Source organism: Arthrobacter sp. 01T428, assembly GCF_056398685.1.
In genome coordinates, this window is sequence record NZ_JBFTPW010000005.1 from 31,137 (window position 1) to 52,426 (window position 21,290).

Below are 21,290 nucleotides of genomic sequence, written 5' to 3' on the forward strand. Positions count from 1 at the left end.
CGGTAAACGGGCAGTGAATCTTCGTCGATCATGCGGAAATACGAAGTCACAGGCCCCGCAATAGTCGGTTTTCTCTTCTAGCGCACCGGGCGGTCTGGCATGCTGGGTCAATGGCTAGCCGTGCGGGCACTGTTGCCCTTCCCCAGGACCTTGTAGACATCACCGCTCTTCTTGACGCGTACTACGACGTGACGCCGGATCTTAGTGATCCCGCACAACGCGTTGCCTTCGGCACCTCCGGGCATCGGGGGTCGAGCCTCAAGGCCTCATTCAATGAAGGGCATATCCTCGCCATCACCCAGGCGATCGTGGAATACCGCGCCGGGCAAGGCATCACCGGCCCACTCTTCCTGGCCAAGGACACCCACGGGCTCAGCGAACCGGCGCAGAATTCCGCCCTTGAGGTCCTCGCCGCCAACGGTGTCAACGTACTGATCGACGCGCGCCACGGCTACACGCCCACCCCCGCCCTGAGCCACGCGATCCTGAAATACAACAACGAAGCCGGCCCCGGGCAGCCCCAGGCAGACGGCATCGTGGTCACCCCGAGCCACAACCCTCCGGCCGACGGCGGTTTCAAGTACAACCCCCCGCACGGCGGCCCTGCAGACACCGACGCCACCGGCTGGATCGCCAACCGCGCCAACGAGCTCCTGGAAAACGGGCTGCGCGGCGTCAAGCGGATTCCGTTGAACGACGCCCTCAAAGCGGATGGCACGGGCAAGTTCGATTTCCTGAGCAGCTACGTGGATGATCTCCCTTCCGTCCTGGACCTCGATGCGATCCGCACCGCCGGCGTACGCATCGGCGCGGACCCCATGGGCGGCGCATCCGTGGACTACTGGGGTGAAATCGGCGAACGCCACCAGCTCGACCTGACCGTGGTCAACCCCACCGTGGACCCGCAGTGGGCTTTCATGACCCTCGACTGGGATGAGAAGATCCGCATGGACTGCTCCTCGCCGTCGGCCATGGCCTCACTCATCAAGCGCATGTCGGATAGTGCTTCGGCCGGAACGGGCGCCTTCGACGTTGCCACCGGAAACGACGCCGACGCCGACCGCCACGGCATCGTGACGCCCGACGGCGGCTTGATGAACCCGAACCACTACCTCGCCGTCGCGATCGACTACCTATACCGCAACCGCACAGGCTGGAACCCGGAGTCCGTCGTCGGCAAGACCCTTGTCTCCTCCTCCATCATCGATCGCGTTGCCGCGGGGCTGGGCCGCAAGCTCGTGGAAGTTCCCGTGGGCTTCAAGTGGTTCGTCCCCGGCCTGCTCTCGGGCGAGGGTGCCTTCGGCGGCGAAGAATCCGCGGGCGCCTCCTTCAACAAGCGCGACGGAAGCGTCTGGACCACCGACAAGGACGGCATCCTGTTGGCCCTCTTGGCATCGGAGATCACGGCCGTCACCGGCAAGTCGCCGTCGCAGCTCTACAAGGGCCTCACGGACCAGTTCGGCGCGCCCGTCTATGCCCGGATCGACGCCGCTGCGACGCGGGAGCAGAAGGCCAAGCTCGGCAAGCTCTCCGCCGCGGATGTCACAGCCACCACGCTGGCGGGCGAGGACATCACCGCCAAGTTGACCGAGGCTCCCGGCAACGGCGCCTCGATCGGCGGCCTCAAGGTTGTCACAGAGAACGCCTGGTTCGCGGCCCGTCCGTCGGGAACCGAGGACGTCTACAAGATCTACGCCGAGTCCTTCAAGGGAGCCGAGCACCTCAAGCAGGTCCAAGAAGAGGCCAAGGCACTCGTGGACGGCGTGATCTCCTAGACCTCGCTAGTTTGGCTCCGCCGGGAGGCGCCACACTTTCAGGATCCGCCGGATCGTGTGGTTGCCTTCCGGCGCCATGTCCACCAGCGCGATCTGATCGAGCACGACGGCGTCACCCGGCTTGGGGCGCTTGCCGTCGTGATGCGAAATGTGCGGACGGTAGTTCTCCATGACGTATCGCGGGGTTGCCGCGCGCCCACCGACACTCTCCATGGCTTCGAACAGTTCCTCGTGCAGGCCCTGCAAAAGGGGATGGTGTTCCACCAGGCTGACCGGGATGGACCCTTGGTGACCGAATCCGGCGTCGGGCCCCACCGTCAATTCAGCCCCGAGGGCGCCCATCGCGGGGGCCGTCACAAGCTCGCTGAGGCGCGCGGCGACGTCGACACCATCGGAGGGCTCGACGTCGAACCCCAACAGGGTGATGTGCAGCGGCCAGTCACTGCGTGGGAAGACGAGCCCGTCAGCCACGGCTTCGACGAACGCCACGAGAATGAGGTTCCGCATAAGGAAATTTTGCCACCGCGACGCCCTCCCACAGCGACGATCAATCCCAAAGGTGAGCGAGGGTTGCTCGAAAAGGCGCTAAAGGTGAGCGAGCGTCGCTCGAGGACAAACGCCCGCTCAGATATACCGCCTTAAGCGCGAACGCTCGCTCACAAGAGTGAGCGAGCGTCGGCGGAAAAGGCCCTAAAGGTGAGCGAGGGTTAGACGGTACGGACGACGTCCTCGTACGCGAACTTCGGCTTGGCTTCGCCGAAGGCGTCCGGACCCGGCTGGCCGATGTTGACCACGAGGAAGCTCTTCTGGTCACCGACGGGGAAGAATTCGGCGTCGATCGCAGCGAAGTCGGCACCGGTCATGGGGCCGGCGGCGAAGCCGAGGGAGCGGACGGCGAGGATGAAGTAGCCGGCCTGCAGGTGGGCGTTGTTGTTGCCCGTAGTTGCGGTGAACTCGGGGTTGGCGTCGTACATGGCCTTCGGGGCAGAGTAGACCGGGAGGAACTTGTCCCACTGCTCGTGCCAGGCGGTGTCGTAGGAGAGCACGGCGACCAGCGGAGCAGAGGCGGTCTTGGCCTTGTTGCCCGGAGAGAGGGTCTCGACGAGCTTGGCGCGGGCCTCGTCCGAACGGACGTAGGTGACGCGCAGCGGCTGGGAGTTGAACGCTGTCGGGCCGAACTTGGTCAGTTCGTAGATGGCCTGTGCTTGCTCCTCCGAGACCTCACCGGCAAAGGAGTTGGCAGTGCGGGCTTCGGCAAAGATGGCGTCGACTGCTGCGGCGTCAATCACTGCTTCTTCGTGGGCGATCGTCATTCGCGTACCTTTCGCTGTGCCCGCAGCCATCGACGGCCGGGCGCTTATGCTTTCCATGGTTGCAACTTCAACTTCCCTCCGCCTCTTCCCGTGAAGCCACGTGACGTTCCACACAGCGGAATCGGCAGGCCGTACGGGCGGTAAGGTTGCACCCGGACAATCACAACTTTCAGGGAAGGCTCCCGCAGATGAGCATGCTCGGAACCAAATGGAAGCTGCACGGCAACGGCAAGACGATCCGGCCGGGACACGTGGTGGCACCCGAGGAGCGGCTGGCATGGCCGCTGACCATCGGCGTCGGCATGCAGCACGTCGTCGCGATGTTCGGAGCCACCTTCCTTGTGCCCATCATCACGGGCATGCCACCGGCCACCACACTGCTCTTTTCCGGCATCGGCACCCTGTTGTTCCTGGTCATTACCAAGGGGCGCGTACCGAGCTACCTCGGTTCGAGCTTTGCCTTCATCGCCCCCATCCTGGCGTCCCAGCAGCAGTTCGGCGTTCCCGGCGCGCTCGGCGGAGTGGTGCTTGCCGGCGTCGTACTGGCGCTCGTCGGCGCGGTGGTGCAGAAGTTCGGCGCTGAGTGGATCAACCGGACCATGCCACCTATTGTCACGGGCGCGATCGTCGCCCTGATCGGCCTCAACTTGGCGCCAGCCGCAAAAGCCAACTTCGATAAGGCCCCCGTCACCGCCCTCGTGACGCTGGTGACGATCATCCTCGTGAGCGTCCTCTTCCGCGGCATTCTGGGCCGCCTGAGCATCCTGGTGGGCGTGGTGGTGGGCTACCTCACCGCCATGACGCGCAGCGAAGTGGACTATTCCAAGATGGACGCGGCGTCGTGGATCGGCCTGCCGCACTTCCAGACTCCGGAGTTCCACCTCGGCGTCGTGGGCTTGTTCGTGCCGGTCGTCCTGGTGCTGGTGGCCGAGAACGTAGGGCACGTGAAGTCCGTGGCCGCGATGACGGGACGCAACCTCGACGACGTCTCCGGGCGAGCGTTGATGGCCGACGGCGTCGCGACGGTCCTCGCCGGGTTCGGCGGCGGCTCCGGCACCACCACCTACGCGGAGAACATCGGCGTCATGGCGGCGACGAAGGTCTATTCAACGGCGGCCTACTGGGTTGCCGGTGCCTTCGCCATCCTCTTGAGCTTCTCGCCCAAGTTCGGCGAACTCATTGCCACCGTCCCCCCCGGCGTGCTGGGCGGTGCCGCGACCATGCTCTACGGGATGATCGGCGTCCTGGGCGTGAAGATCTGGGTGCAGAACAAGGTCAACTTCTCCAACCCGATCAACCTGACCACAGCCGCCGTCGCACTGATTATCGGGATCGCGGACTATACGTGGACCATCGGCGAATTGAAGTTCACGGGCATCGCGCTGGGTTCGGCCGCTGCCCTGGCGGTCTATCACGGCATGAAGGGCCTGGCCCGTTGGCGCGGGACGGTTGCCGAGCCGGAGATGGAGACGGCGGGACTGCCGCCGGCGGCCAAAGCGGCGATGAACGCCGCCGCAAAGAGGAATGGGAAGAAGCGGTAAGGGGCCGCCCAGCGCAATTCATGCATTCGGCGGGGAGGGCAACCCTCTCCGCCGAACACAGCTCTCTAGCCGAACACCGGTAGCTATGAGAGGCGCCTACGCACAATATCGCTGACCGCCTTGCCGTCGAAGCGGCCGGCGACCTTTTCGGTGACCGGTTTCATGACATAGCCCATGTGCATCAGGGACAGCTCCACGCCTTCGGCCTTGAGTGAGGCGATGACCTCGTCAACGATGGACTCGACCTCGGCGGCGGTCAGTGGTTCCGGCAGGTAGGCCTCGATGACCTCGGCATCCGCAATCTCCGTGGCGGCCCGCTCGGACTCTCCGGCCTCCTCGTAGAGGCGGGCGACCTCGTGATATTGCGCGGCCTCTTTCTGCAACATGGCGGTGATCTGGGCGTCGTCCAAGTGGATCGGCGCCTGTCCGGCCTTCTCACGGGTATCGATCTCGCTCAGGACGTTGCGCGTGGCGTTCAGGGCTACGCGGTTGCCATCCTTCATATGGCTGACGACGTCTGCGTGCAGCCGCTCTTTCAAGGTGGACATGGTGTGCTCCTCGATTCGATGGTGCCGTGCTGGCCGGCTGCCAGCCCGGCAGGCGGTGACGGCGTCCCGGGCGGGGTCGTCGCATCGTGGATGCATGGCAGAAGTCAGAGCCATGCTTTGTAGGTTAATTATCTGCCCGGACGACGCCGAGTAACCCCGCTGGCATGTCCCTGGGTGGACGGGAGCCTAGACCCCTTCCAGCACCTGGCTCGTGGCCCACGCGAGGTACTTGGCTGCGTTCGCCACGGCGTCGGCAATATCCGGCACGCCGTCCCGACGCTGTGCGACGTCGAGCAACTGCGCCGCGGCCACCACGCCGTGGCCGGCCAGTTCTTCCGGTGTCACCAGGATCCGGCCCGCCACCACAATCACCGGAATTCCATGCCCTTGGGCGGAATCCGCGAGAGCGATGGGTGCCTTGCCGGTCAGCGACTGCGAGTCCATGGATCCTTCGCCGGTGATCACCAGGTCAGAGCCGGCGAGCTGTTCGGGAAGCCCAGTCAGGCCCGCCACCAGGGCGAACCCGCCTTCCAGCGTCGCTTGGGCGAAGGCCAGGAACGACGCCGGGAATCCTCCAGCCGCTCCGGCCCCGGGAACATTGACGTCGTGACCGCCCGCTTCCCGAAGCAGCGACGCCCAGTTGCGCAGGCCGGCGTCAAGCAGCTCCACCGCGTCCTCGTCCGCCCCCTTCTGAGGGCCGAAAACGTGCGCGGCGCCGTCGCTGCCATAGAGCGGGTTCCGGACGTCGACGGCGATCCGGAACCTCACCGCGGTCAGCCGCGGATCCAGCCCGGAGACGTCGAGGGATACGACGTCGGCGAGCGAGCCTCCGCCGAGTGGAACCACGTTCCCGGCCGCGTCCAGGGGCTTCAGCCCGAGCGCACGCAAGGCGCCGCTGCCGCCGTCGGACATCGCGGAACCACCCACGCCGAGCACGATCTCGGTGGCTCCGGCGTCAAGGGCGGCGGCGATGAGCTGGCCGCAACCGTAGCTGTGGGCGCGCAGGGCGTTTTCCGGAGTCGGCTCCATGTGTGCCAGTCCGGAGGCTTGCGCCGTTTCGATCACCGCAGTGGCTCCGCCAAAGGCATTTTGCCGGATGGCCCACGCAGCGCCTACCGGCTTGAGGATGGGACCGACGACCGCATTGATCCGCTCTTCGTAGCCCGCCGCCACGGCTGCTTCCAGTGTTCCTTCGCCACCGTCGGCGATCGGAAACTGCGTCACCACGGCGTCCGGATAGACGCGCAATGCCCCCTCGGCCATCGCTGAGGCTGCTTCGGCGGCGGTGAGGGAGCCTTTGAACTTGTCCGGGGCAATCAGGATGCGCATGTTCCCATCCTGCCAGCGGGGCTAAGCTTTTCGCAGATTCGTGCGCGGAGATGTCGAAAACAGCCGGCGCCGTTCGTATAGAGGGTGAGACGCGGGCACGGTGCCGGCGCCACATCCCAAGGAGGAACAGTCATGCCACGTTATCTGCTCAGCATCTACCAGCCCGACGGCCCAGCCCCGGAGCCCGAAGTCCTCAACAAAATCATGGCCGATCTTGACGTCCTGAACCAAGAAATGCGCGACGCCGGCGCCTGGGTTTTCACGGGTGGCCTGCACCCCGCCAGTACCTCCACAGTGGTGCGTGTGAACGACGGCGAGGTTCTCACCACGGACGGCCCCTTCGCTGAGGCCAAGGAACACGTGGGCGGCCTGTGGGTGATCGAAGCCCCGGACCTGGACGTGGCACTTGGCTGGGGACGCAAAGCCGCCCAAGCCACCACGCTGCCTATCGAGGTCCGGCCGTTCGCGGGCTACCGGGAATAGTTTCCCCGTGGTCCATATTTCGGAGATCGCACGAATATTCCGTGAAGAGTATGGAAGATCCGTGGCGGTCCTGGTCCGCGTTCTGGGCAGCATCGACGCCGCCGAGGACGCAGTCCAGGACGCCTTCACCGAGGCCGTGGCGCGCTGGCCCGACGACGGCCTGCCGCCGAGCCCAGCGGGCTGGATCATCACCACCGCCCGCAACCGGGCCATCGACCGGTTCCGCCGCGAGGCCTCCGGTAGGGAGAAACTCGTCCAGGCCGCGATCCTGCACGGTGATGAACACAGCGATGAACCCGAAGAGGTGGATACCGTGGAGGACAACCAGCTCCGGCTGATCTTCACCTGTTGCCACCCCGCCATCAACCGGGCCGCGCAGGTGGCCCTGACACTCAAGCTCCTGGGCGGGCTCACCACGGCGGAGATCGCCCACGCTTTCCTGGTCCCCGAGGCAACCATGGCCCAGCGCCTGGTGCGGGCGAAAGGGAAGATCCGCGACGCCCGCATCCCCTACCGGGTACCGAGCGGCGCCGAGCTTCCTGAGCGTTTGAAGTCGGTGCTGGCCGTGGTCTACTTGGTCTTCAATGAGGGCTACGCTGCGAGTTCAGGGGCTGGGCTGGTGCGCGAACACCTCTGCCACGAGGCTGTTCGCCTTGGCCGGCTCATCATGGAACTCATGCCTGATGAGCCCGAAGCCAAAGGCCTGTTGGCCCTCATGCTTCTGCTCAATGCCCGCAGTGAGGCCCGGACGACTCCCGACGGCGGCCTGGTGCTCCTCGCCGACCAGGACCGCAGCGTCTGGGACAAGGACCAAACTGCGGAAGGGCAATTATTGGTGCGGCAATGCCTGAAGCGGAACCAGCCCGGACCGTACCAATTGCAAGCCGCCATCAACGCGGTCCACAGCGACGCCGCACAGCCCGCAAGCACGGACTGGCGGCAGATCCTGGCATTGTACGGACAGCTCCTGGCCATGGAGCCGACGCCGGTGGTCGCCTTGAACAGGGCCGTTGCCCTCGCGGAGGTGGAGGGACCCGCCTCGGGTCTTGCCGCCGTCGACGTCCTTGAACTGGGCAACTACTATCTTTTCCACGCAGTGCGGGCGGATCTGCTCCGGCGCCTGGGACGCAACAATGAAGCTGTCTCCGCCTACCGGGAAGCGCAGGAGCGCACGGACAACGACGCCGAGCGAGACTTCCTGGCGTCACGCATCCGGGCGCTCACCACCACTGGCCCCGGACCTGCAGCACCGACTTCAGACCATCCGCTCGGTCGGTGACGATCCCGTCCACGCCCATATCAAGCAACCTGGCCATCTCGGCCGGATCATTGACCGTCCAGACGTGAACCTGCAGCCCAAGCCGATGCGCCCGCCGCAGGAAACCGGGGGTCACAACGGCCAGGGGTCCGTAGCGGACCGGCACTTGGAGGGCATCGACGTCGTGCAGGATCTTCCGCAGCCAGCGCTCGGGAAGAAGCGGTCCCAAGAGGGTGAAGGCGGCGTTGCAGGCAACGCCAGCCGAGGACGCCGTGCGACGGCGGAGCAGGCGCAGGACGGCCCGACGCCGGCGATCTGAGAAGCTCGCAATCAGCACCCGGTCGTGGGCGTCAAGTTGTTCAATGACTCCAGCGAGGGGTTTGACGGTATGCCAATCCTTGACATCAATGTTCAGCCGCGCCTCGGGAAATTCCTTCAGGACATCGGCCAAGTGGGGAATTGCTTCGCGGCCACCGATCCGGGCCTTGGCGATCTCGGCGGCACTGAGACTGGAGATGGAGCCATGGGCATCCGTGACACGGTCAAGGGTGTCGTCGTGGAAAAGGAGCACCACGCCGTCGGCAGTGGCGCGGGCATCGGTTTCAAGATGCGTGAAGCCGAGCTCAAGCGCCGCCCTGAATGCCGCGGCCGAGTTCTCAAGGCCATCCGGCGAAAATCCGCGGTGCGCGAACGCAAGCGGAGCGGATTGTCCGTCCGGGCGGCTGAAGAAAGGCAAATTCGGGCTCACACGGGTAGCGTAACCCGGCTGCGCCTCCCGCGAGCCCGTCAGGATTCCTGCCGGACGATCTCCACGCCGTCGCCGCAGTGCACCAGCGTGCGGCCGCGGCCGCCGTCGAGGTTTACCCAGACCACGCTGTGGTCACTCGACACGGCGTCCACCTGGCCGGGGTTCTCAAACCCCGGCGCAAGCTTGACGCTCACGCGGTCTCCGCGGCGCAATTGCTTCCAATGTTCAGCCGGCACTGCGCGGCGAACGGGGGCCTCGGGCCACCCTGTCGTCTTTCTCTTGGCCATCATGTCCCCTGTGATCGGCATCGAATACGACAAGAGACTACGGGGAGTAGTTGAACGGCAGTTGGACTGAAGCTGTGTAATGGGTGAGCGGTCCCAACCAACTAGCAATCGTTGTCGTTTAGAGGCCTGAAAACGACGAAAATTGCGTGGGCCCACGCCGCCAGAGTTCCCTGGCCGTGGGGCCCCACTGGCGAGGGACCCTGCCTGAGCTTGCGAAGGCTGGGAGCCGGTGGGGACTTGCGAGGCGAGGGTGGCGGTGGGGACCAGTTGGGACCGCCGGCTGGGAGGTGGGCCTAGATGATGGCGGCGCGCAGTTGCTTCGCGGCCAGTGCGGGGTCGTCGGCACCGTAGATGGAACCGCCGACGACGGCGACATCCGCTCCGGCGCGCTGGACGGCTCCGATCGTGGACAGGTTCACGCCACCGGCCACCGAGAACGGCACGCGGGCTTCCTCACCGGCGCTCAGGAGCACATCCAGGTTGTAGCCCGGCTTTGCCTGCTCGTCGAGGCCGGCGTGGAACTCGATGAACTTGGCACCGAGGGCCCTGGCTTCCTTGGCACGGGTTACTTTGTCCGCAACACCGATTAGGTCAACCACGATGCCCTTGTTGTGGGCCTTGGCGGCCTTGACTGCACCCGCGATGGTGGAGTCGTCTGCGCCGCCAAGCACGGAGACCAAGTCTGCGCCCGCCTTGAAGGCGATGTCGGCTTCAAGTTCACCGGCATCCATGGTCTTGAGGTCGGCAAACACGACCTTGTCCGGGTGGGCATCCTTGATGGCCGTCACCGCGGACAGGCCTTCGCTTTTCACGAGGGGGGTGCCGAGCTCGATGATGTCCACGTATTCGGCGACCTTGCCGGCGATCTCGAGGGCGGCTTCGGTGGTGAGGACGTCGATAGCGACTTGCAGCTTCATGGAGGGATCTCTTTCTGTCGTTTGTTGTGGTGTTGGTGCGGTGAAAATCAGGGGCTATTCGAGGTTGGCGTGGCGGAGCCAGAGTTCCTCGGCCGGGGTTGCATCGTTGTCCCACAGGGCCTGGAAGACGGCTTCGGCAGCGAGGAAGAGCACCTGCTCGAACAGGCTGCCGGAGTATTGACGCGACAGCGTGGAACCGTGGTCTGTCTTCTGCGCCGCCGGAATGATGACGACGACGTCGGCCAGTTCCGCGAGCGGGGACGCGGCATTGGTGGTGTACACGGCGATCCTGGCGCCGGCTTTGGAGGCAGTCTCGGCGGCGCGCACGACGCCGGAGGTCGTCCCGGAGCCCGAGGCGAGCAAGAGGAGGTCGCCCGAGCGGATGGCCGGTGTGGTGGTGTCCCCCGCGATGTGCACGTCAAAGCCGAGGTGCATCAGCCGCATCGCAGCCATCCGCAGGACGAGGCCGCTGCGGCCGGCTCCTGCAACGAAGATCCGGCCGGTGGCCGAGGTCCCGGCAGTCTGGACTTCCGTGGCCAGGCTGGACAATTGCCGAAGGTCCACTTCAGCTGCCGTTTCCGCGATCTCGCTGCCCACGAGGGCCAGGCTTAGCTCGACATCCGGGCTTGGGTCGACGTCCGATACGGCCTGGACGGCCTCTGCGGTGGTGGTCATGCGTTGCCTCCTGCTCAGGTGAATGCTCCGTTTGAATCAATCCTTCAGGACTGAACGGGTAGGCGTAACGCTGAACAAGTGCGGTATTAGCTACCCGTTTGGGTAGTAGGCGGACGGCGCGAAGCGCTAAGGTGGCGGGATGACCTCAAGCCGATGGACCCTTCTCGAGGCAGTCGCTGAACTGGCCAACGCACCGCTCACGAACATCGCCGAGAGGCTCCGTGAAGCGACGCTTCCGTACGTAGGCAGCAGCGCGCTGGTGATCTTCACCGAAGATTGCACCGGCCGGCCCCAGAAGAAAGCCGGGGCAGAGGGCATCATCAGCCGCGTCTCCATTCCCGAGTTGGATCAACTGCGGACCCGGGTCACGGAAGGCGAGGTGTGGCACGGGGAAGCGGCCATCGCCGGCGAGCAACGGCCTGTTCTTGCATTGACGTCCGAGAGCAATGCGCTGCTGACCCTCACTGAGCCGGCCCTGCCCGAAGAACCGTTGGAGCGCGAGTCGGCCCTGCGGATGCTTGACTACCTATGGCAGCTCACAGCGCGGCGCATCCAGGAGAAGGTGGCGGACGCGCCGCCGTCGTACCTTTTGGAATCCCGCGCGGCGTCAGCCGAGCGGCTCCGCGTCACGGCCGAACTCGTGGACAGGCATTCGACCACCCTGGAGACACTTTTGGCGGCGTTGCGATCGAGCGCCCTGGACGATGCCACTGCCAGAAAAACCGTCACCGACCTGGCCGCTACCTCGCTGGTCAGTCTCCGGACGCTCAGCGACCGCACGACAGACCTCGTCGAAGAGCCGGTGGCCAAGGCGTTCGAACGGCTGCGGGAAGACCTGCGGCCGCTCATGCACTTCAGCGGGCTCGACATCCAGTTCATCGAGCCACCGGTCAACGGCCGTGCCTTGCCCGGCGAAGTTGCCCACGCCTCCAGGGCGATCGTGCGGGGACTGGTGCTGGCCATCGTGGAGCAGCCAGCGGTCAGGCGTGTGCGGGTGCAGTGGGACTGCGACGGCGTGAACCTCCTCATCAACGTGCGCGACGACGGCCTAGGCGAACTGACGTCGGATTCGCCCAACATTGCCCGGCTCAACAACAGGGTGGCAGCGCTGGACGGCCAAATGAACATCGAGGTCATGGCCGGCTGGGGAGCCGACGTGCAGGTGGTCCTGCCGCTGGACCCTCCATCAGCCCCGGCGGGCGATATCGGCGGATGGGGCCTGGCCGAGCGAGAAATGGAAGTTCTTCAACTGTTGGCGGCCGGGCAGCGCAACCGGGCCATCTCCGCCAAGCTGCACATCAGCGAAAACACCGTTAAATTCCATGTCAGGAATATCTTCAGGAAACTCGGCGTGGGTTCACGAACAGAGGCGATTGCCTTGGCGCACAGCCACGGACTGCGGGCGCCGAACTAGCCGTGCACGGCGGTCCGGTGCGGGGCCGACTAAACCCGCAGGGAAGCGAGCTTTGCCTCGAGGATCTGGGCCACGCCGTCGTCGTCGAAATGGGGCGCCTGCTGGCCGGCTGCGCTGATCGCCTCCGGATGGCCGCTGGCCATCGCGTACCCGTCGCCCGCCCAGCGCAGCATCTCGACGTCGTTGGGCATGTCACCGAATGCCACCACCTCGGCGGCCTCGATGCCTCGGGATGCCGCATATACGGCGAGTGTGACGGCTTTGTTGATACCGGGCGCCGACATTTCCAGGAGTGCGGTCCGCGGCGCCGAGTGGGTGGTCTCCACGAGATGCGCGACGGCGGGCTGCACCCTTGCGAGGAAATCATCCGGAGTGCCGCTGCGCGTTACGGCAAGGAACTTCACGACGGCGTCGTCCGCGGTCAGCGTTTCGTCCAGCCACGCGGGCGTGAACTCGGCCAGGAGCTCGCTGGTCTCGTTCTCGATGAACCCGGGCTCCAGGTGGAATCCCGTGAGTGTTTCGGCAGCGAACAAGACGTCGGGCCGGAGCTGCTTGATGATCCGGCGGGCCTCCAGTACAGAGGCGATGCTCAAGGCATTGGCCGAAATCAGCTTGTCAGCTTCAAGGTCCCACACCACTGCCCCGTTGGAGCAAATAACGATGCCGCTATGGCCGATCTGTTCGCGGAGGGGGTAGAGCCAGCGCGGTGGCCGACCCGTCACGAACACCACCTCGATGCCCGCGTCGCGGCAGGCATGGAATGCGCGGATGGTGCGGCTGCTGATCTTGCCGTCATGCCCAAGGATGGTGCCGTCAATGTCACTTGCTACGAGCCGCATTATGTCAGTCTACGTGGGCGGCGGTCGCCATCGACTTAGACCCTGGGGCTAGCTCCGCTCGAAATGGCCCGTGATGACGGCCCGAGCCAGCGTGTGAGAAGCCAGTGTGCGGACGAGCGCTTCCGTGGAGGCACCGGCATCGAGCCCCAGTTCAGCGGCGTCGACCGCGTGCACGGCCACGATGTACCGGTGCGGACCGTGCCCAGGCGGCGGCGCGGCACCCAGGTAACCGGGGAACCCGGCGTCGTTCTTGAGTTGAACCGCTCCGGCCGGCAAGTGCGCACCACCCGGACCGCCGGCACCGGCAGGCAACGAGTTCGTAGTGGCGGGGATGTTGACCACTGCCCAGTGCCAGTAGCCGCCCGCCCTCGGAGCATCGGGGTCGAAGACGGTGACGACGTAACCCTTGGTGCCCTCAGGGGCTCCGCTCCAGCCCAGCTGCGGGGATTCGTCCTTGCCGCCCGTCACGCCGAAGCGCTTGCTGGTCTGGGCCGGGCTGAGAGCGTCGCCGTCCTTCAGCGAGCCGCTGGTGACATCGAACGATGGGACTTGTGGAAGGTCGGCGTAGCTCATGGCTGCCTCTCGACGCTTGCGCCGGCTTCCGGGAGGCCCAAGGCGTTGAGTTCGGCACGCGTCGGCGGATTCGCGCCCGGCCGGGAGACCGTGATTGCCGCTGCGCGCGCGGCATGGCTGAGGAGTCCTTCGAGCACTTCGGCGGGCATGGCGTGCAGTTCGTCGCGGTTTTGGGCCCCTGCCAGCCCGTGGTCAACGATCCCGGAGAGCAGTGCGGCCATGAAGGAATCGCCCGCACCCACGGTATCCGCCACCTCTACCTTTGGGGCGTCCACCTGGGCCTCGCCCGCGGCTGTGACACCCCAGGGTCCGTCCGCGCCTCGCGTGACCACCACGACGGCGGGCCCCCCGCTGCCGCCGAGGCCCAGCCAGCGCCGGGCCGATTCCAAGACATCGACGCCCGGATAGAGCCACTCAAGGTCCTCGTCGGATGCCTTGACCACGTCGGCAAGCGCCACGAAACGCTCCACCTGGGCCCGCGCAAATTCTCGATCCTTGATGATGCTGGGCCGGCAGTTCGGATCGAAGCTAACAGTCGCATTCGGATGGGCATGCTCGACGGCGGCAAGGACATCCGCTGCGCCCGGCTCCAACATCGTGGCAATCGAGCCGGTATGCAGGAGCGAGGTCCCCTGAAGCATGAACGGCAAGCGCGCGGCGAGGCCGGGAAGCTCCCAGGCGAGGTCGAAGGTGTAGCTTGCAGCGCCGTCGTCGTCGATCAAGGCGGTGGCCACGCTGGTAGGGCTCTCGTCCGGCGGCAGCGGAACCATGACGGAACTGGAGCGCAAGTGGGCTGCGATCGAGTCGCCGTAAGCATCCTTGCCGAAGCGGCCGATGAACTGGACTGCGTGGTCCAGCCTGGCCAGGCCCACGGCAACGTTGAGCGGACTTCCGCCCACGTGGGCATCGATTCCCGAGGAACGCTGGACGACATCAACCAGCGCTTCACCTATGACTGTCAGCATGGGACAACTCTGCCACGCGGATGTGGTGTGCGTCTCTCGATGACAGCCGGTGACTTTGCCGGCAAACCGTCACGCGAGCAGCCGCTGCACCAACTCCCGGCACTTCTTGTACGCAACGGCCCTGGGATCGATCAGGTCGAAATGGTCGCCAGGCACCTTGAGGAACTGGGCCGCGCCCCCGGAAGCGGTGGCTGCGGCAACATAAGCCTCGGACTGGCTGCACGGGACATCCTCGTCCGATGCAGCATGGACCGCGAAGACCGGTACGGGGATGGGCAGCGACCTCATGGGGTCCGCATAGATATGCCGTTTGGGGTATCTTACCGAGTCGCCACCCATGAGGTTGTCGACGGCGCCGTTGCTCAGGTTGAGCCGCTCGGCGTCGGCAAGGTTCAGCAGGCCAGACTGGCTCACAACGCCGGTGAGCCGCACTGCCGCACCGTTGTCATGGCGATGGAGCTGGCGGTCGGCGTCCGGGGCGCCGATTTTGGAGAGTTTTTCCCGCCCGGCCGCCCAAACCGCGAGATGGCCGCCTGCGGAGTGTCCCAGTGCCACCACTTTGTTCAGATTAAGTTCATGTTTGCCGGCAATCTCGCCCAAGTGGTCGATCCCATCGAGGACATCTTCGAACGTATGCGGCCAGCCGCCACCGTTTCCGGCCCTCCGGTATTCAAGGTTCCAGGCGGCAATTCCATGTGCAGCGAGATCCCGGGCAATCGGCTCACCGAGTTCGGCGCCGTATTGGGAGCGCCAATAGCCTCCGTGGATCACCACCACCACTCCATCGGGTTTGTTGCGGTGTGGTTGTAGCGAATCGGGTACGAACAGCTCGCCCCATTGGCTGGAGTGCTGGCCGTAGTAGTACTTGTGCCGCTTCATCGTGTCCTCCTTTGTGCCGAGCCTATCGCGGAGGAGCGCCGCGGAGCGGGAACGATGGCCTGAGGATCCACGCGGAGCCTTCCTGTAGCCACTGCCCGAGCGTACCCTCAGGGGTGAAGCGCTACCCTCGCTTCACTCCCGCGTTTTTGCGGGAAATGCTTCTTTACCCGGACGTGATTTCAATGATCCGTCGTATCTCCGCGTCGGTTCTTGTGGCTTTGACCTTGAGCGTGCTGGCTGTGGCTGCGCCGGCTTCGGCGGCAAACCCGCCTGGAACTGGAAAGCCTAACCAGTCCTGCCAATCCCTCGAACCGAACACACCCGGCAATGCCGCCAACAGCCCAGGATCGCCATTCAACGAGCCGGGCATCAACAGCATCAACGGCGGAGTGGGTGGACAGAACTACTCCCCCACCTCCCAATACGATGTTGCATGCTTCCAGGTGGCGCACCGGTAGCGCCAGAGGGCCCGGCTCAGCTCCACTGTCGGACCTCCCCCGTAAGCTGGAGGCATGGCTAGCAATTGGGACAGCTTGGATCCTCAGCTGCGCGAATCAGTACAGGCGAACGTGGAGCTTTACGAACGCGTCCGGCCTGCCCTGAAACTTGTCACCCGCGATGTCCTGTTGACCTTGCGGGACATGCTCAAGAACAGCGAGTCCGTGCCCCTCTTCGTCACGGGACGCACCAAGACGGTCGAATCTTTCCGGGAGAAGATTTCCCGCACCGAGGTGCCCCTGGAGGGGGGTCCGCGGGTGCTGAAGTTCCCGGATCCCTTCCGGACCTTGAACGACATGGTGGGGCTGCGCGTCATCACCAAGCTCCCGGCCGAGAACGCCGCGGTTGCCAACTTGATCAAGCGCCAGCGCCAGCTTTTCGATTGCCGCGGAGACCTTGAGAAGGACATCGGCTCCATCGAGTCCGGCACCTACGGATATTCCAGCCGCCACCTCATCCTCCGCACCATCCAAAACGAGTCCGTGAAGGCCTACCAACAGGTCTTCAATCCGGACATTCCGCCCAATGGCAGCTACTTCTTCGAATGCCAGATACGTACGGTTTTTGCGCATGCCTGGAGCGAGATCGAACACGACATCCGCTTCAAGGCCGAGGATCCGCGCGCTTGGACACCGCATTTCGACCGCCAGTTCACTGCTACAGCCGCAATGCTGGAAACCGTGGAAAGCGCCTTCGCCGACCTCCACGAACGCTACGAGGAAGTCCGCGGCTACTGGGATCTCGACGGCGAAGGCTCCATGCCCCTCACGCCCAACCGGGTGCGTGACGTCTGGCGGACGCTGCTTCCCCACGTTGACCGTAAAGTTGATGACGACTGGGGTTGGGCTGCGGAGCTTCTCGCGGCCCACGGACTGAACAAGACCGTGGAACTCGCCGGTCTCCTCAGCGCCAACCGGATCACCGAGGTCCGCAAAGCCCTGGATCACCGTTACTCCCCTGGACCGGACCGCCTCCTGGATGACCTCCTGCTCTGGCAGTACGGCACTGAACACATCGACCTCACCGCCGAGGCGCCCGACGTCGTCCCCCACCCCCGGCGGGACAGCCTCCAGCGGCGTCTCAAGCAGATTGAGCGGTACCGCCTGACCAACAGCTAAGGACCCATGACACCCGAGCAGCTCCAGTCCCTCCGTTTCACACTGCGCTCTCCCCGCAGGCTCAAGACGGAAGCATTGGCCGGGTTGGTGGTGGCGCTTGCGCTCATTCCGGAGGCCATTGCGTTCTCCGTGATCGCCGGCGTGGATCCGCGCATCGGCCTCTTCGCGTCCTTCACGATGGGGGTCACCACGGCGATCGTGGGTGGCCGGCCGGCTATGATCTCGGCAGCCACCGGCGCCGTCGCCCTCGTGATCGCCCCCGTCATGAAGGATCACGGGCTGAACTACCTGATTGCCACGGTCATCCTGGCCGGGGTCTTCCAAATCGTCCTGGCGGTCCTGGGGGTCACGCGGCTCATGCGCTTCATTCCGCGCTCGGTGATGATCGGATTCGTGAATGCCTTGGCCATTCTGGTGTTCATGGCGCAGCTGCCTGAACTCATCGGCGTCCCCTGGATGGTGTACCCGATTGTGGCCGTCGGGCTGCTGATAGTGTTCGGCCTGCCCAAAATAACGACAGCGGTGCCCGCGCCTTTGGTGGCCGTCGTCGCCCTCACGATCGTCACGACGCTGGCCGGCGTCCGCGTCCCCACGGTGCACGACAAGGGCGAACTTCCCAATAGCCTTCCCGGTTTCTTTCTGCCCAACGTGCCTTTGACCTGGGAAACCTTCCAGACCATTGCCCCGTTCGCTTTGTCCATGGCGCTGGTTGGCCTCCTGGAGTCCCTCTTGACGGCCAAGCTCGTGGATGACATCACGGATACCCGCTCCAACAAGGCCCGGGTGTCCTGGGGCCAAGGCATCGCCAACATCGTCACCGGATTCCTGGGTGGCTTGGGCGGCTGCGCCGTGATTGGGCAGACCATGATCAACGTGAAGGGTTCGGGCGCCCGCAGCCGGCTCTCGACCTTCCTGGCCGGAGGGTTCCTGCTGGTCCTCGTGGTGGCGCTCGGGGACGTGGTGGGCATGATTCCCATGGCCGCTTTGGTGGCTGTGATGATCTTCGTTTCCCTCATCACCTTTGACTGGCATTCGATCCGGCCGGCGACCCTCAAGCGACTCCCGAAGTCCGAGACCGGCGTCATGCTCGTGACGGTGGCCGTGGTGGTGGCGACGCACAACCTGGCTATTGGGGTGGGAGCCGGTGTCGTCACGGCCATGGTGCTGTTTGCCCGCCGAGTGGCCCATTTCGCCACGCTGGAGCGGAGTGAACTTGAGCTCAACGGCCGGACCGTGGCGAGCTACACGGTGGATGGCGAGTTGTTCTTCGCTTCCTCCAACGATCTCTACACGCAGTTCGACTATGCGAAGGATTCCTCGGAGGGAATCGACCACGTGGTCATCGATCTTCACGCCTCGCACATCTGGGACGCTTCCACCGTTGCCGTATTGGATTCCGTGACCGAGAAATACCGCAGGCACGGCCGCGAGGTGGAGCTGGTTGGCCTCAACGCGGCGAGCGTCCGGATGCGCGAACGGCTTGCAGGCAAGCTCAACGCAGGCTAACGTCCACCGGCACACCCAACGATCGCGCCCCCAACTGATCCCCACCGCCACCCTAGCCTCGCAAGCTCGGCCAGGGAACCCTGGCGGCGTGGGCCCACGCATTTGTTGTCGTTACGAGCCCTCAAAACGACAACAAATGCGAGCTAGTTGGGCTGGGAAACGACGGTCATCTGACATATTGGCCCGATCCGGGTCACGGATTGGGCGCACGTTCAACCACAGTGCCACGATAGAACGATGCTTGAGGCAACAACCAACCCCGCAGAAGCCCCCGTCCTGAATCCGGCACTGGCCGCGGAAGCCAAAATCGCCAGGATCGCGGTCACGGTCTTTCCCGTCCTCGTGGTTCTCGCCGGAGTGGCCGGTTTCCTGCTTCCCGACGCCTTCAAACCACTGGCACCAAGCGTTCCGTTCTTGCTGGGCATCATCATGTTCTGCATGGGCCTGACCCTTACCCCTCCGGACTTCGCATCGGTGGCGAAGCGCCCTTGGGCTGTGGTTCTGGGCATCGTCGCCCACTACATCATCATGCCGGGTGCTGGTTGGCTGATCGCGGTCGCGCTCAACCTGGAACCCCAGCTGGCAGTGGGCTTGATCCTGGTGGGCTGCGCGCCGTCGGGCACGGCCTCCAACGTGATGGCTTTCCTGGCGAAGGGTGACGTTGCGCTGTCGGTGGCCGTCGCCTCCGTTTCCACCCTCATTGCCCCGATCGTGACCCCTTTGTTGGTGTTTTTCCTCGCGGGTTCCTTCCTGAACATCGATGCCGGCTCCATGGTCCTGGACATCGTCAAGACGGTCCTCCTCCCGGTCATCGGAGGGCTGGCGGCCCGACTCTTCCTCAAGAAGCTCGTGCGCAAGGTGCTGCCGGCACTTCCCTGGGCATCCGCCGTCGTGATCTCACTGATCGTCGCCGTGGTGGTGGCGGGTAGCGCCGGCAAGATCGTTGCCGCGGGCGGCATCGTCTTCCTCGCGGTGGTTCTCCACAATGGCTTCGGCCTCGGCCTGGGCTACCTGGCGGGCAAGCTGGGCCGCCTCGATGGCAAGGCACGCCGGGCCCTCGCATTCGAGGTGGGCATGCAGAATTCCGGTCTTGCCGCCACTCTTGCGACCGCGCACTTCACGCCCCTGGCAGCGTTGCCGTCGGCCGTATTCTCCCTGTGGCACAACGTTTCCGGTGCCATCGTCGCGGCCTGGCTGGCCCGGAAGCCGCTCAAGGAGGGCTGACAGCTACGGCGTCTTGAACTCCCAAGGCGCCGCCTTGGTGGTTCCCGCGCCGATGGTGCGTCCTGCGAGCCGGTCAAGGAGCAGTGTGATGGCTCCTTCGAGCGCTTCCGGTTCCGGAGTCCCGCCCGCGGATCCGGGGGCCAGGACATCGAACCCGGCAGGCTGCATCGTGTCCGAAATGATGACCTGGGCTACTCCGCGCCTGGCCAACTCCCCCACCGTGAGGTCAAGAAGGGTGCCGGGCGGGAGAGCCCCGATGATGGCGCCGTCGGCACCGCCGGAGAGCATGAACCGCCGCCACCCTTCGCCGATGAGGATCACGGGCAAGTAGCCGTGCTGAGGCAAAATGCGTGCGGCGGCCGTTGCCAAGGCCCGGTCCCACGGCCATTCCAAGTCTCCGATGGCGATCGCCACGAGGTCGGTCTTGCCGCGGCGCATTCCGCGGGCCGCTTGGTTTGGTACGTAACCCAGTTCCTTGGCCGCGGCCTGGACGCGCTCTTGTGTTGCTTCGCTGATGCGGGTGGTGCCACCGAGGCGCCCGGACAAGACGTAGGACACGGTGGTGAGGGAAACGCCGGCGCTCTTGGCGACGTCCCGGATGGTCGGCTTCGCTCCAAGTCCCATGGCCTAGCGCTTTCCTTTCTTGCGGGAGCCCTTGCCCCGGCCCTTGTCCGGGTTCGGGGCATAGCGCTGAGCGACTGCCGGCTTTTTCGCGCCGGTGCCGCGGCGGTCCGGCTTGGGTGCCTTCTTGGGCTTCTCCTGCTGCGCCGAAGGCTGCCTCGAGCTCTGGGCGGTTCGCCCCCGGACGATGCCAATGAATTCCTCGATGACCTCGCTTGAGGAGTCGCTCGGCCAGGCCAGGGCGATCTGCGTCCCTTCGGCCCCGGTCAGGCGCCGCGCTACCGTGTCCTTGACGTTGAAATGCCGGGCCACCGACATCGGTAGGATCACGAGACCGGCGCCCGAGGCCACCACCTGCATGGCCATCTCCGGCCCGCCCATCGCGGCGACATCCAGGAAGTTCTCCTCCGCGAGGTCCTCCAACGCCACCTCTTCGAACACCGAGATTTCGTGGCCCTTCGGGGCCACCACCACAGCCTGCTCTTCGTAGAGCGGGATGACGTGGAGTCCGTCGCGATCCACCGGCAGGCGGACAAAGCTGAGCTCCGCGGAACCGTCGCGCAGGACCTCTAGCTGCGCACCGTCGTCGGACATGAACGAGTGCAGCGGAACGTCGGGCATGCGCTCTTCCCAGCGCCGGATCCATTTCCCGGGCGTCACGCCGGCGACGTAGGCGAAAGTCAGCCCCTGGGGGCCGCTTGTTTCGGCGTCGGAGGCGTCGGGGACGCCGACGGCGGGCAGGGATTCTTGATCGGATGGCACCAGTTCACAGTACCGCG

23 protein-coding genes are annotated in these 21,290 nt (G+C 65.1%); 9 read left to right on the forward strand and 14 right to left on the reverse strand.

Annotation, left to right across the window (positions count from 1 at the left end; genetic code table 11):
• The first annotated feature begins 110 nt into the window (after positions 1 to 110).
• Complete coding sequence (gene pgm / locus AC1DJB_RS07805) at positions 111 to 1,775, forward strand: phosphoglucomutase (alpha-D-glucose-1,6-bisphosphate-dependent) (protein WP_332603473.1); 1,665 nt, start codon at positions 111 to 113, stop codon at positions 1,773 to 1,775.
• A gap of 6 nt (positions 1,776 to 1,781) precedes the next feature.
• On the opposite strand, the gene AC1DJB_RS07810 is transcribed toward pgm, so the two are convergent.
• Positions 1,782 to 2,282: a 2'-5' RNA ligase family protein gene (locus tag AC1DJB_RS07810; protein WP_441432802.1), complete on the reverse strand. Its 501-nt coding sequence runs from the start codon at positions 2,280 to 2,282 to the stop codon at positions 1,782 to 1,784.
• Positions 2,283 to 2,482: 200 nt separating this feature from the next.
• The gene (locus tag AC1DJB_RS07815; RefSeq protein ID WP_441432803.1) at positions 2,483 to 3,088 is read right to left on the reverse strand and encodes a malonic semialdehyde reductase; all 606 of its coding nucleotides are present in this window, start codon (positions 3,086 to 3,088) and stop codon (positions 2,483 to 2,485) included.
• 188 nt (positions 3,089 to 3,276) lie between these two features.
• Between AC1DJB_RS07815 and AC1DJB_RS07820 the strand changes: the two genes are divergently transcribed.
• On the forward strand, positions 3,277 to 4,629 hold the full coding sequence (locus AC1DJB_RS07820; RefSeq protein ID WP_441432804.1) for a uracil-xanthine permease family protein: 1,353 nt from the start codon (positions 3,277 to 3,279) through the stop codon (positions 4,627 to 4,629).
• Positions 4,630 to 4,712: 83 nt separating this feature from the next.
• Here the strand turns inward: AC1DJB_RS07820 and AC1DJB_RS07825 are convergent, their stop codons facing one another.
• The gene (locus AC1DJB_RS07825; protein WP_284990207.1) at positions 4,713 to 5,177 is read right to left on the reverse strand and encodes a GatB/YqeY domain-containing protein; all 465 of its coding nucleotides are present in this window, start codon (positions 5,175 to 5,177) and stop codon (positions 4,713 to 4,715) included.
• Positions 5,178 to 5,363: 186 nt separating this feature from the next.
• Positions 5,364 to 6,506 carry a glycerate kinase gene (locus AC1DJB_RS07830; protein ID WP_441432805.1) on the reverse strand — a complete coding sequence of 381 codons (1,143 nt, stop codon included), beginning with the start codon at positions 6,504 to 6,506 and terminating at the stop codon, positions 5,364 to 5,366.
• Between the two features lie 132 nt (positions 6,507 to 6,638).
• On the opposite strand from AC1DJB_RS07830, the gene AC1DJB_RS07835 reads away from it, so the two are divergent.
• Positions 6,639 to 6,989 (forward strand): YciI family protein, encoded by a 351-nt coding sequence (locus tag AC1DJB_RS07835; RefSeq protein WP_284750952.1) that lies wholly within the window; start codon positions 6,639 to 6,641, stop codon positions 6,987 to 6,989.
• A gap of 7 nt (positions 6,990 to 6,996) precedes the next feature.
• On the forward strand, positions 6,997 to 8,268 hold the full coding sequence (locus AC1DJB_RS07840; protein ID WP_441432806.1) for an RNA polymerase sigma factor: 1,272 nt from the start codon (positions 6,997 to 6,999) through the stop codon (positions 8,266 to 8,268).
• On the opposite strand, the gene AC1DJB_RS07845 is transcribed toward AC1DJB_RS07840, so the two are convergent.
• From AC1DJB_RS07845 to hxlB, 4 genes are all read right to left on the reverse strand, one after another.
• Positions 8,210 to 8,995, reverse strand: a complete 786-nt coding sequence (locus tag AC1DJB_RS07845; protein WP_441432807.1) for a glycerophosphodiester phosphodiesterase family protein — start codon at positions 8,993 to 8,995, stop codon at positions 8,210 to 8,212. The genes AC1DJB_RS07840 and AC1DJB_RS07845 overlap by 59 nt on opposite strands.
• Before the next feature lie 38 nt (positions 8,996 to 9,033).
• Positions 9,034 to 9,282, reverse strand: coding sequence for a hypothetical protein (locus AC1DJB_RS07850; RefSeq protein ID WP_284990232.1), 249 nt, complete (start codon positions 9,280 to 9,282; stop codon positions 9,034 to 9,036).
• Between the two features lie 293 nt (positions 9,283 to 9,575).
• A complete protein-coding gene (gene hxlA, locus AC1DJB_RS07855; protein ID WP_059388908.1) occupies positions 9,576 to 10,199 on the reverse strand; it encodes a 3-hexulose-6-phosphate synthase in 624 nt (207 codons plus the stop codon).
• Between the two features lie 54 nt (positions 10,200 to 10,253).
• On the reverse strand, positions 10,254 to 10,874 hold the full coding sequence (gene hxlB / locus AC1DJB_RS07860; protein ID WP_441438280.1) for a 6-phospho-3-hexuloisomerase: 621 nt from the start codon (positions 10,872 to 10,874) through the stop codon (positions 10,254 to 10,256).
• Between the two features lie 139 nt (positions 10,875 to 11,013).
• Here hxlB and AC1DJB_RS07865 point away from each other — a divergent pair, with 139 nt between their 5' ends.
• Positions 11,014 to 12,288, forward strand: a complete 1,275-nt coding sequence (locus AC1DJB_RS07865) for a helix-turn-helix transcriptional regulator (RefSeq protein WP_441438279.1) — start codon at positions 11,014 to 11,016, stop codon at positions 12,286 to 12,288.
• A 29-nt stretch (positions 12,289 to 12,317) separates the two neighbouring features.
• On the opposite strand, the gene AC1DJB_RS07870 is transcribed toward AC1DJB_RS07865, so the two are convergent.
• The 4 genes from AC1DJB_RS07870 to AC1DJB_RS07885 form a co-directional block, all read right to left on the reverse strand.
• On the reverse strand, positions 12,318 to 13,127 hold the full coding sequence (locus AC1DJB_RS07870) for an HAD family hydrolase (protein ID WP_476910128.1): 810 nt from the start codon (positions 13,125 to 13,127) through the stop codon (positions 12,318 to 12,320).
• Positions 13,128 to 13,175: 48 nt separating this feature from the next.
• The gene (locus AC1DJB_RS07875; RefSeq protein WP_441438278.1) at positions 13,176 to 13,700 is read right to left on the reverse strand and encodes a YbhB/YbcL family Raf kinase inhibitor-like protein; all 525 of its coding nucleotides are present in this window, start codon (positions 13,698 to 13,700) and stop codon (positions 13,176 to 13,178) included.
• A complete protein-coding gene (locus tag AC1DJB_RS07880) occupies positions 13,697 to 14,665 on the reverse strand; it encodes a carbohydrate kinase family protein (RefSeq protein WP_306964363.1) in 969 nt (322 codons plus the stop codon). Before AC1DJB_RS07880 ends, AC1DJB_RS07875 begins: the two co-directional genes overlap by 4 nt.
• Positions 14,666 to 14,734: 69 nt before the next feature.
• Positions 14,735 to 15,544 carry an alpha/beta hydrolase gene (locus AC1DJB_RS07885; RefSeq protein ID WP_059388903.1) on the reverse strand — a complete coding sequence of 270 codons (810 nt, stop codon included), beginning with the start codon at positions 15,542 to 15,544 and terminating at the stop codon, positions 14,735 to 14,737.
• A gap of 113 nt (positions 15,545 to 15,657) precedes the next feature.
• On the opposite strand from AC1DJB_RS07885, the gene AC1DJB_RS07890 reads away from it, so the two are divergent.
• The 4 genes from AC1DJB_RS07890 to AC1DJB_RS07905 all read left to right on the forward strand — a co-directional run bounded on the left by AC1DJB_RS07890 (position 15,658) and on the right by AC1DJB_RS07905 (position 19,890).
• Positions 15,658 to 16,002: a hypothetical protein gene (locus AC1DJB_RS07890; protein ID WP_441432811.1), complete on the forward strand. Its 345-nt coding sequence runs from the start codon at positions 15,658 to 15,660 to the stop codon at positions 16,000 to 16,002.
• A 54-nt stretch (positions 16,003 to 16,056) separates the two neighbouring features.
• On the forward strand, positions 16,057 to 17,160 hold the full coding sequence (locus AC1DJB_RS07895; RefSeq protein WP_059388901.1) for a GTP pyrophosphokinase: 1,104 nt from the start codon (positions 16,057 to 16,059) through the stop codon (positions 17,158 to 17,160).
• A 6-nt stretch (positions 17,161 to 17,166) separates the two neighbouring features.
• A complete protein-coding gene (locus AC1DJB_RS07900; protein ID WP_441432812.1) occupies positions 17,167 to 18,666 on the forward strand; it encodes a SulP family inorganic anion transporter in 1,500 nt (499 codons plus the stop codon).
• Positions 18,667 to 18,903: 237 nt separating this feature from the next.
• Positions 18,904 to 19,890: a bile acid:sodium symporter family protein gene (locus AC1DJB_RS07905; protein ID WP_441432813.1), complete on the forward strand. Its 987-nt coding sequence runs from the start codon at positions 18,904 to 18,906 to the stop codon at positions 19,888 to 19,890.
• Between the two features lie 3 nt (positions 19,891 to 19,893).
• On the opposite strand, the gene AC1DJB_RS07910 is transcribed toward AC1DJB_RS07905, so the two are convergent.
• Positions 19,894 to 20,514 carry a LacI family DNA-binding transcriptional regulator gene (locus AC1DJB_RS07910; RefSeq protein ID WP_059388898.1) on the reverse strand — a complete coding sequence of 207 codons (621 nt, stop codon included), beginning with the start codon at positions 20,512 to 20,514 and terminating at the stop codon, positions 19,894 to 19,896.
• Positions 20,515 to 20,517: 3 nt separating this feature from the next.
• Positions 20,518 to 21,252 carry a LysR family transcriptional regulator substrate-binding protein gene (locus tag AC1DJB_RS07915; protein ID WP_441432858.1) on the reverse strand — a complete coding sequence of 245 codons (735 nt, stop codon included), beginning with the start codon at positions 21,250 to 21,252 and terminating at the stop codon, positions 20,518 to 20,520.
• Between the last annotated feature and the right edge of the window lie 38 nt (positions 21,253 to 21,290).

Bases quoted from the DNA above. Each gene is read 5' to 3' on its own strand.
- pgm (WP_332603473.1), top strand. From the start codon at position 111: ATGGCTAGCCGTGCGGGCACTGTTGCCCTTCCCCAGGACCTTGTAGAC.
- AC1DJB_RS07810 (WP_441432802.1), bottom strand. From the start codon at position 2,282: ATGCGGAACCTCATTCTCGTGGCGTTCGTCGAAGCCGTGGCTGACGGG.
- AC1DJB_RS07815 (WP_441432803.1), bottom strand. From the start codon at position 3,088: ATGACGATCGCCCACGAAGAAGCAGTGATTGACGCCGCAGCAGTCGAC.
- AC1DJB_RS07820 (WP_441432804.1), top strand. From the start codon at position 3,277: ATGAGCATGCTCGGAACCAAATGGAAGCTGCACGGCAACGGCAAGACG.
- AC1DJB_RS07825 (WP_284990207.1), bottom strand. From the start codon at position 5,177: ATGTCCACCTTGAAAGAGCGGCTGCACGCAGACGTCGTCAGCCATATG.
- AC1DJB_RS07830 (WP_441432805.1), bottom strand. From the start codon at position 6,506: ATGCGCATCCTGATTGCCCCGGACAAGTTCAAAGGCTCCCTCACCGCC.
- AC1DJB_RS07835 (WP_284750952.1), top strand. From the start codon at position 6,639: ATGCCACGTTATCTGCTCAGCATCTACCAGCCCGACGGCCCAGCCCCG.
- AC1DJB_RS07850 (WP_284990232.1), bottom strand. From the start codon at position 9,282: ATGGCCAAGAGAAAGACGACAGGGTGGCCCGAGGCCCCCGTTCGCCGC.
- hxlA (WP_059388908.1), bottom strand. From the start codon at position 10,199: ATGAAGCTGCAAGTCGCTATCGACGTCCTCACCACCGAAGCCGCCCTC.
- hxlB (WP_441438280.1), bottom strand. From the start codon at position 10,874: ATGACCACCACCGCAGAGGCCGTCCAGGCCGTATCGGACGTCGACCCA.
- AC1DJB_RS07865 (WP_441438279.1), top strand. From the start codon at position 11,014: ATGACCTCAAGCCGATGGACCCTTCTCGAGGCAGTCGCTGAACTGGCC.
- AC1DJB_RS07870 (WP_476910128.1), bottom strand. From the start codon at position 13,127: ATGCGGCTCGTAGCAAGTGACATTGACGGCACCATCCTTGGGCATGAC.
- AC1DJB_RS07875 (WP_441438278.1), bottom strand. From the start codon at position 13,700: ATGAGCTACGCCGACCTTCCACAAGTCCCATCGTTCGATGTCACCAGC.
- AC1DJB_RS07880 (WP_306964363.1), bottom strand. From the start codon at position 14,665: ATGCTGACAGTCATAGGTGAAGCGCTGGTTGATGTCGTCCAGCGTTCC.
- AC1DJB_RS07885 (WP_059388903.1), bottom strand. From the start codon at position 15,544: ATGAAGCGGCACAAGTACTACTACGGCCAGCACTCCAGCCAATGGGGC.
- AC1DJB_RS07895 (WP_059388901.1), top strand. From the start codon at position 16,057: ATGGCTAGCAATTGGGACAGCTTGGATCCTCAGCTGCGCGAATCAGTA.
- AC1DJB_RS07900 (WP_441432812.1), top strand. From the start codon at position 17,167: ATGACACCCGAGCAGCTCCAGTCCCTCCGTTTCACACTGCGCTCTCCC.
- AC1DJB_RS07905 (WP_441432813.1), top strand. From the start codon at position 18,904: ATGCTTGAGGCAACAACCAACCCCGCAGAAGCCCCCGTCCTGAATCCG.
- AC1DJB_RS07910 (WP_059388898.1), bottom strand. From the start codon at position 20,514: ATGGGACTTGGAGCGAAGCCGACCATCCGGGACGTCGCCAAGAGCGCC.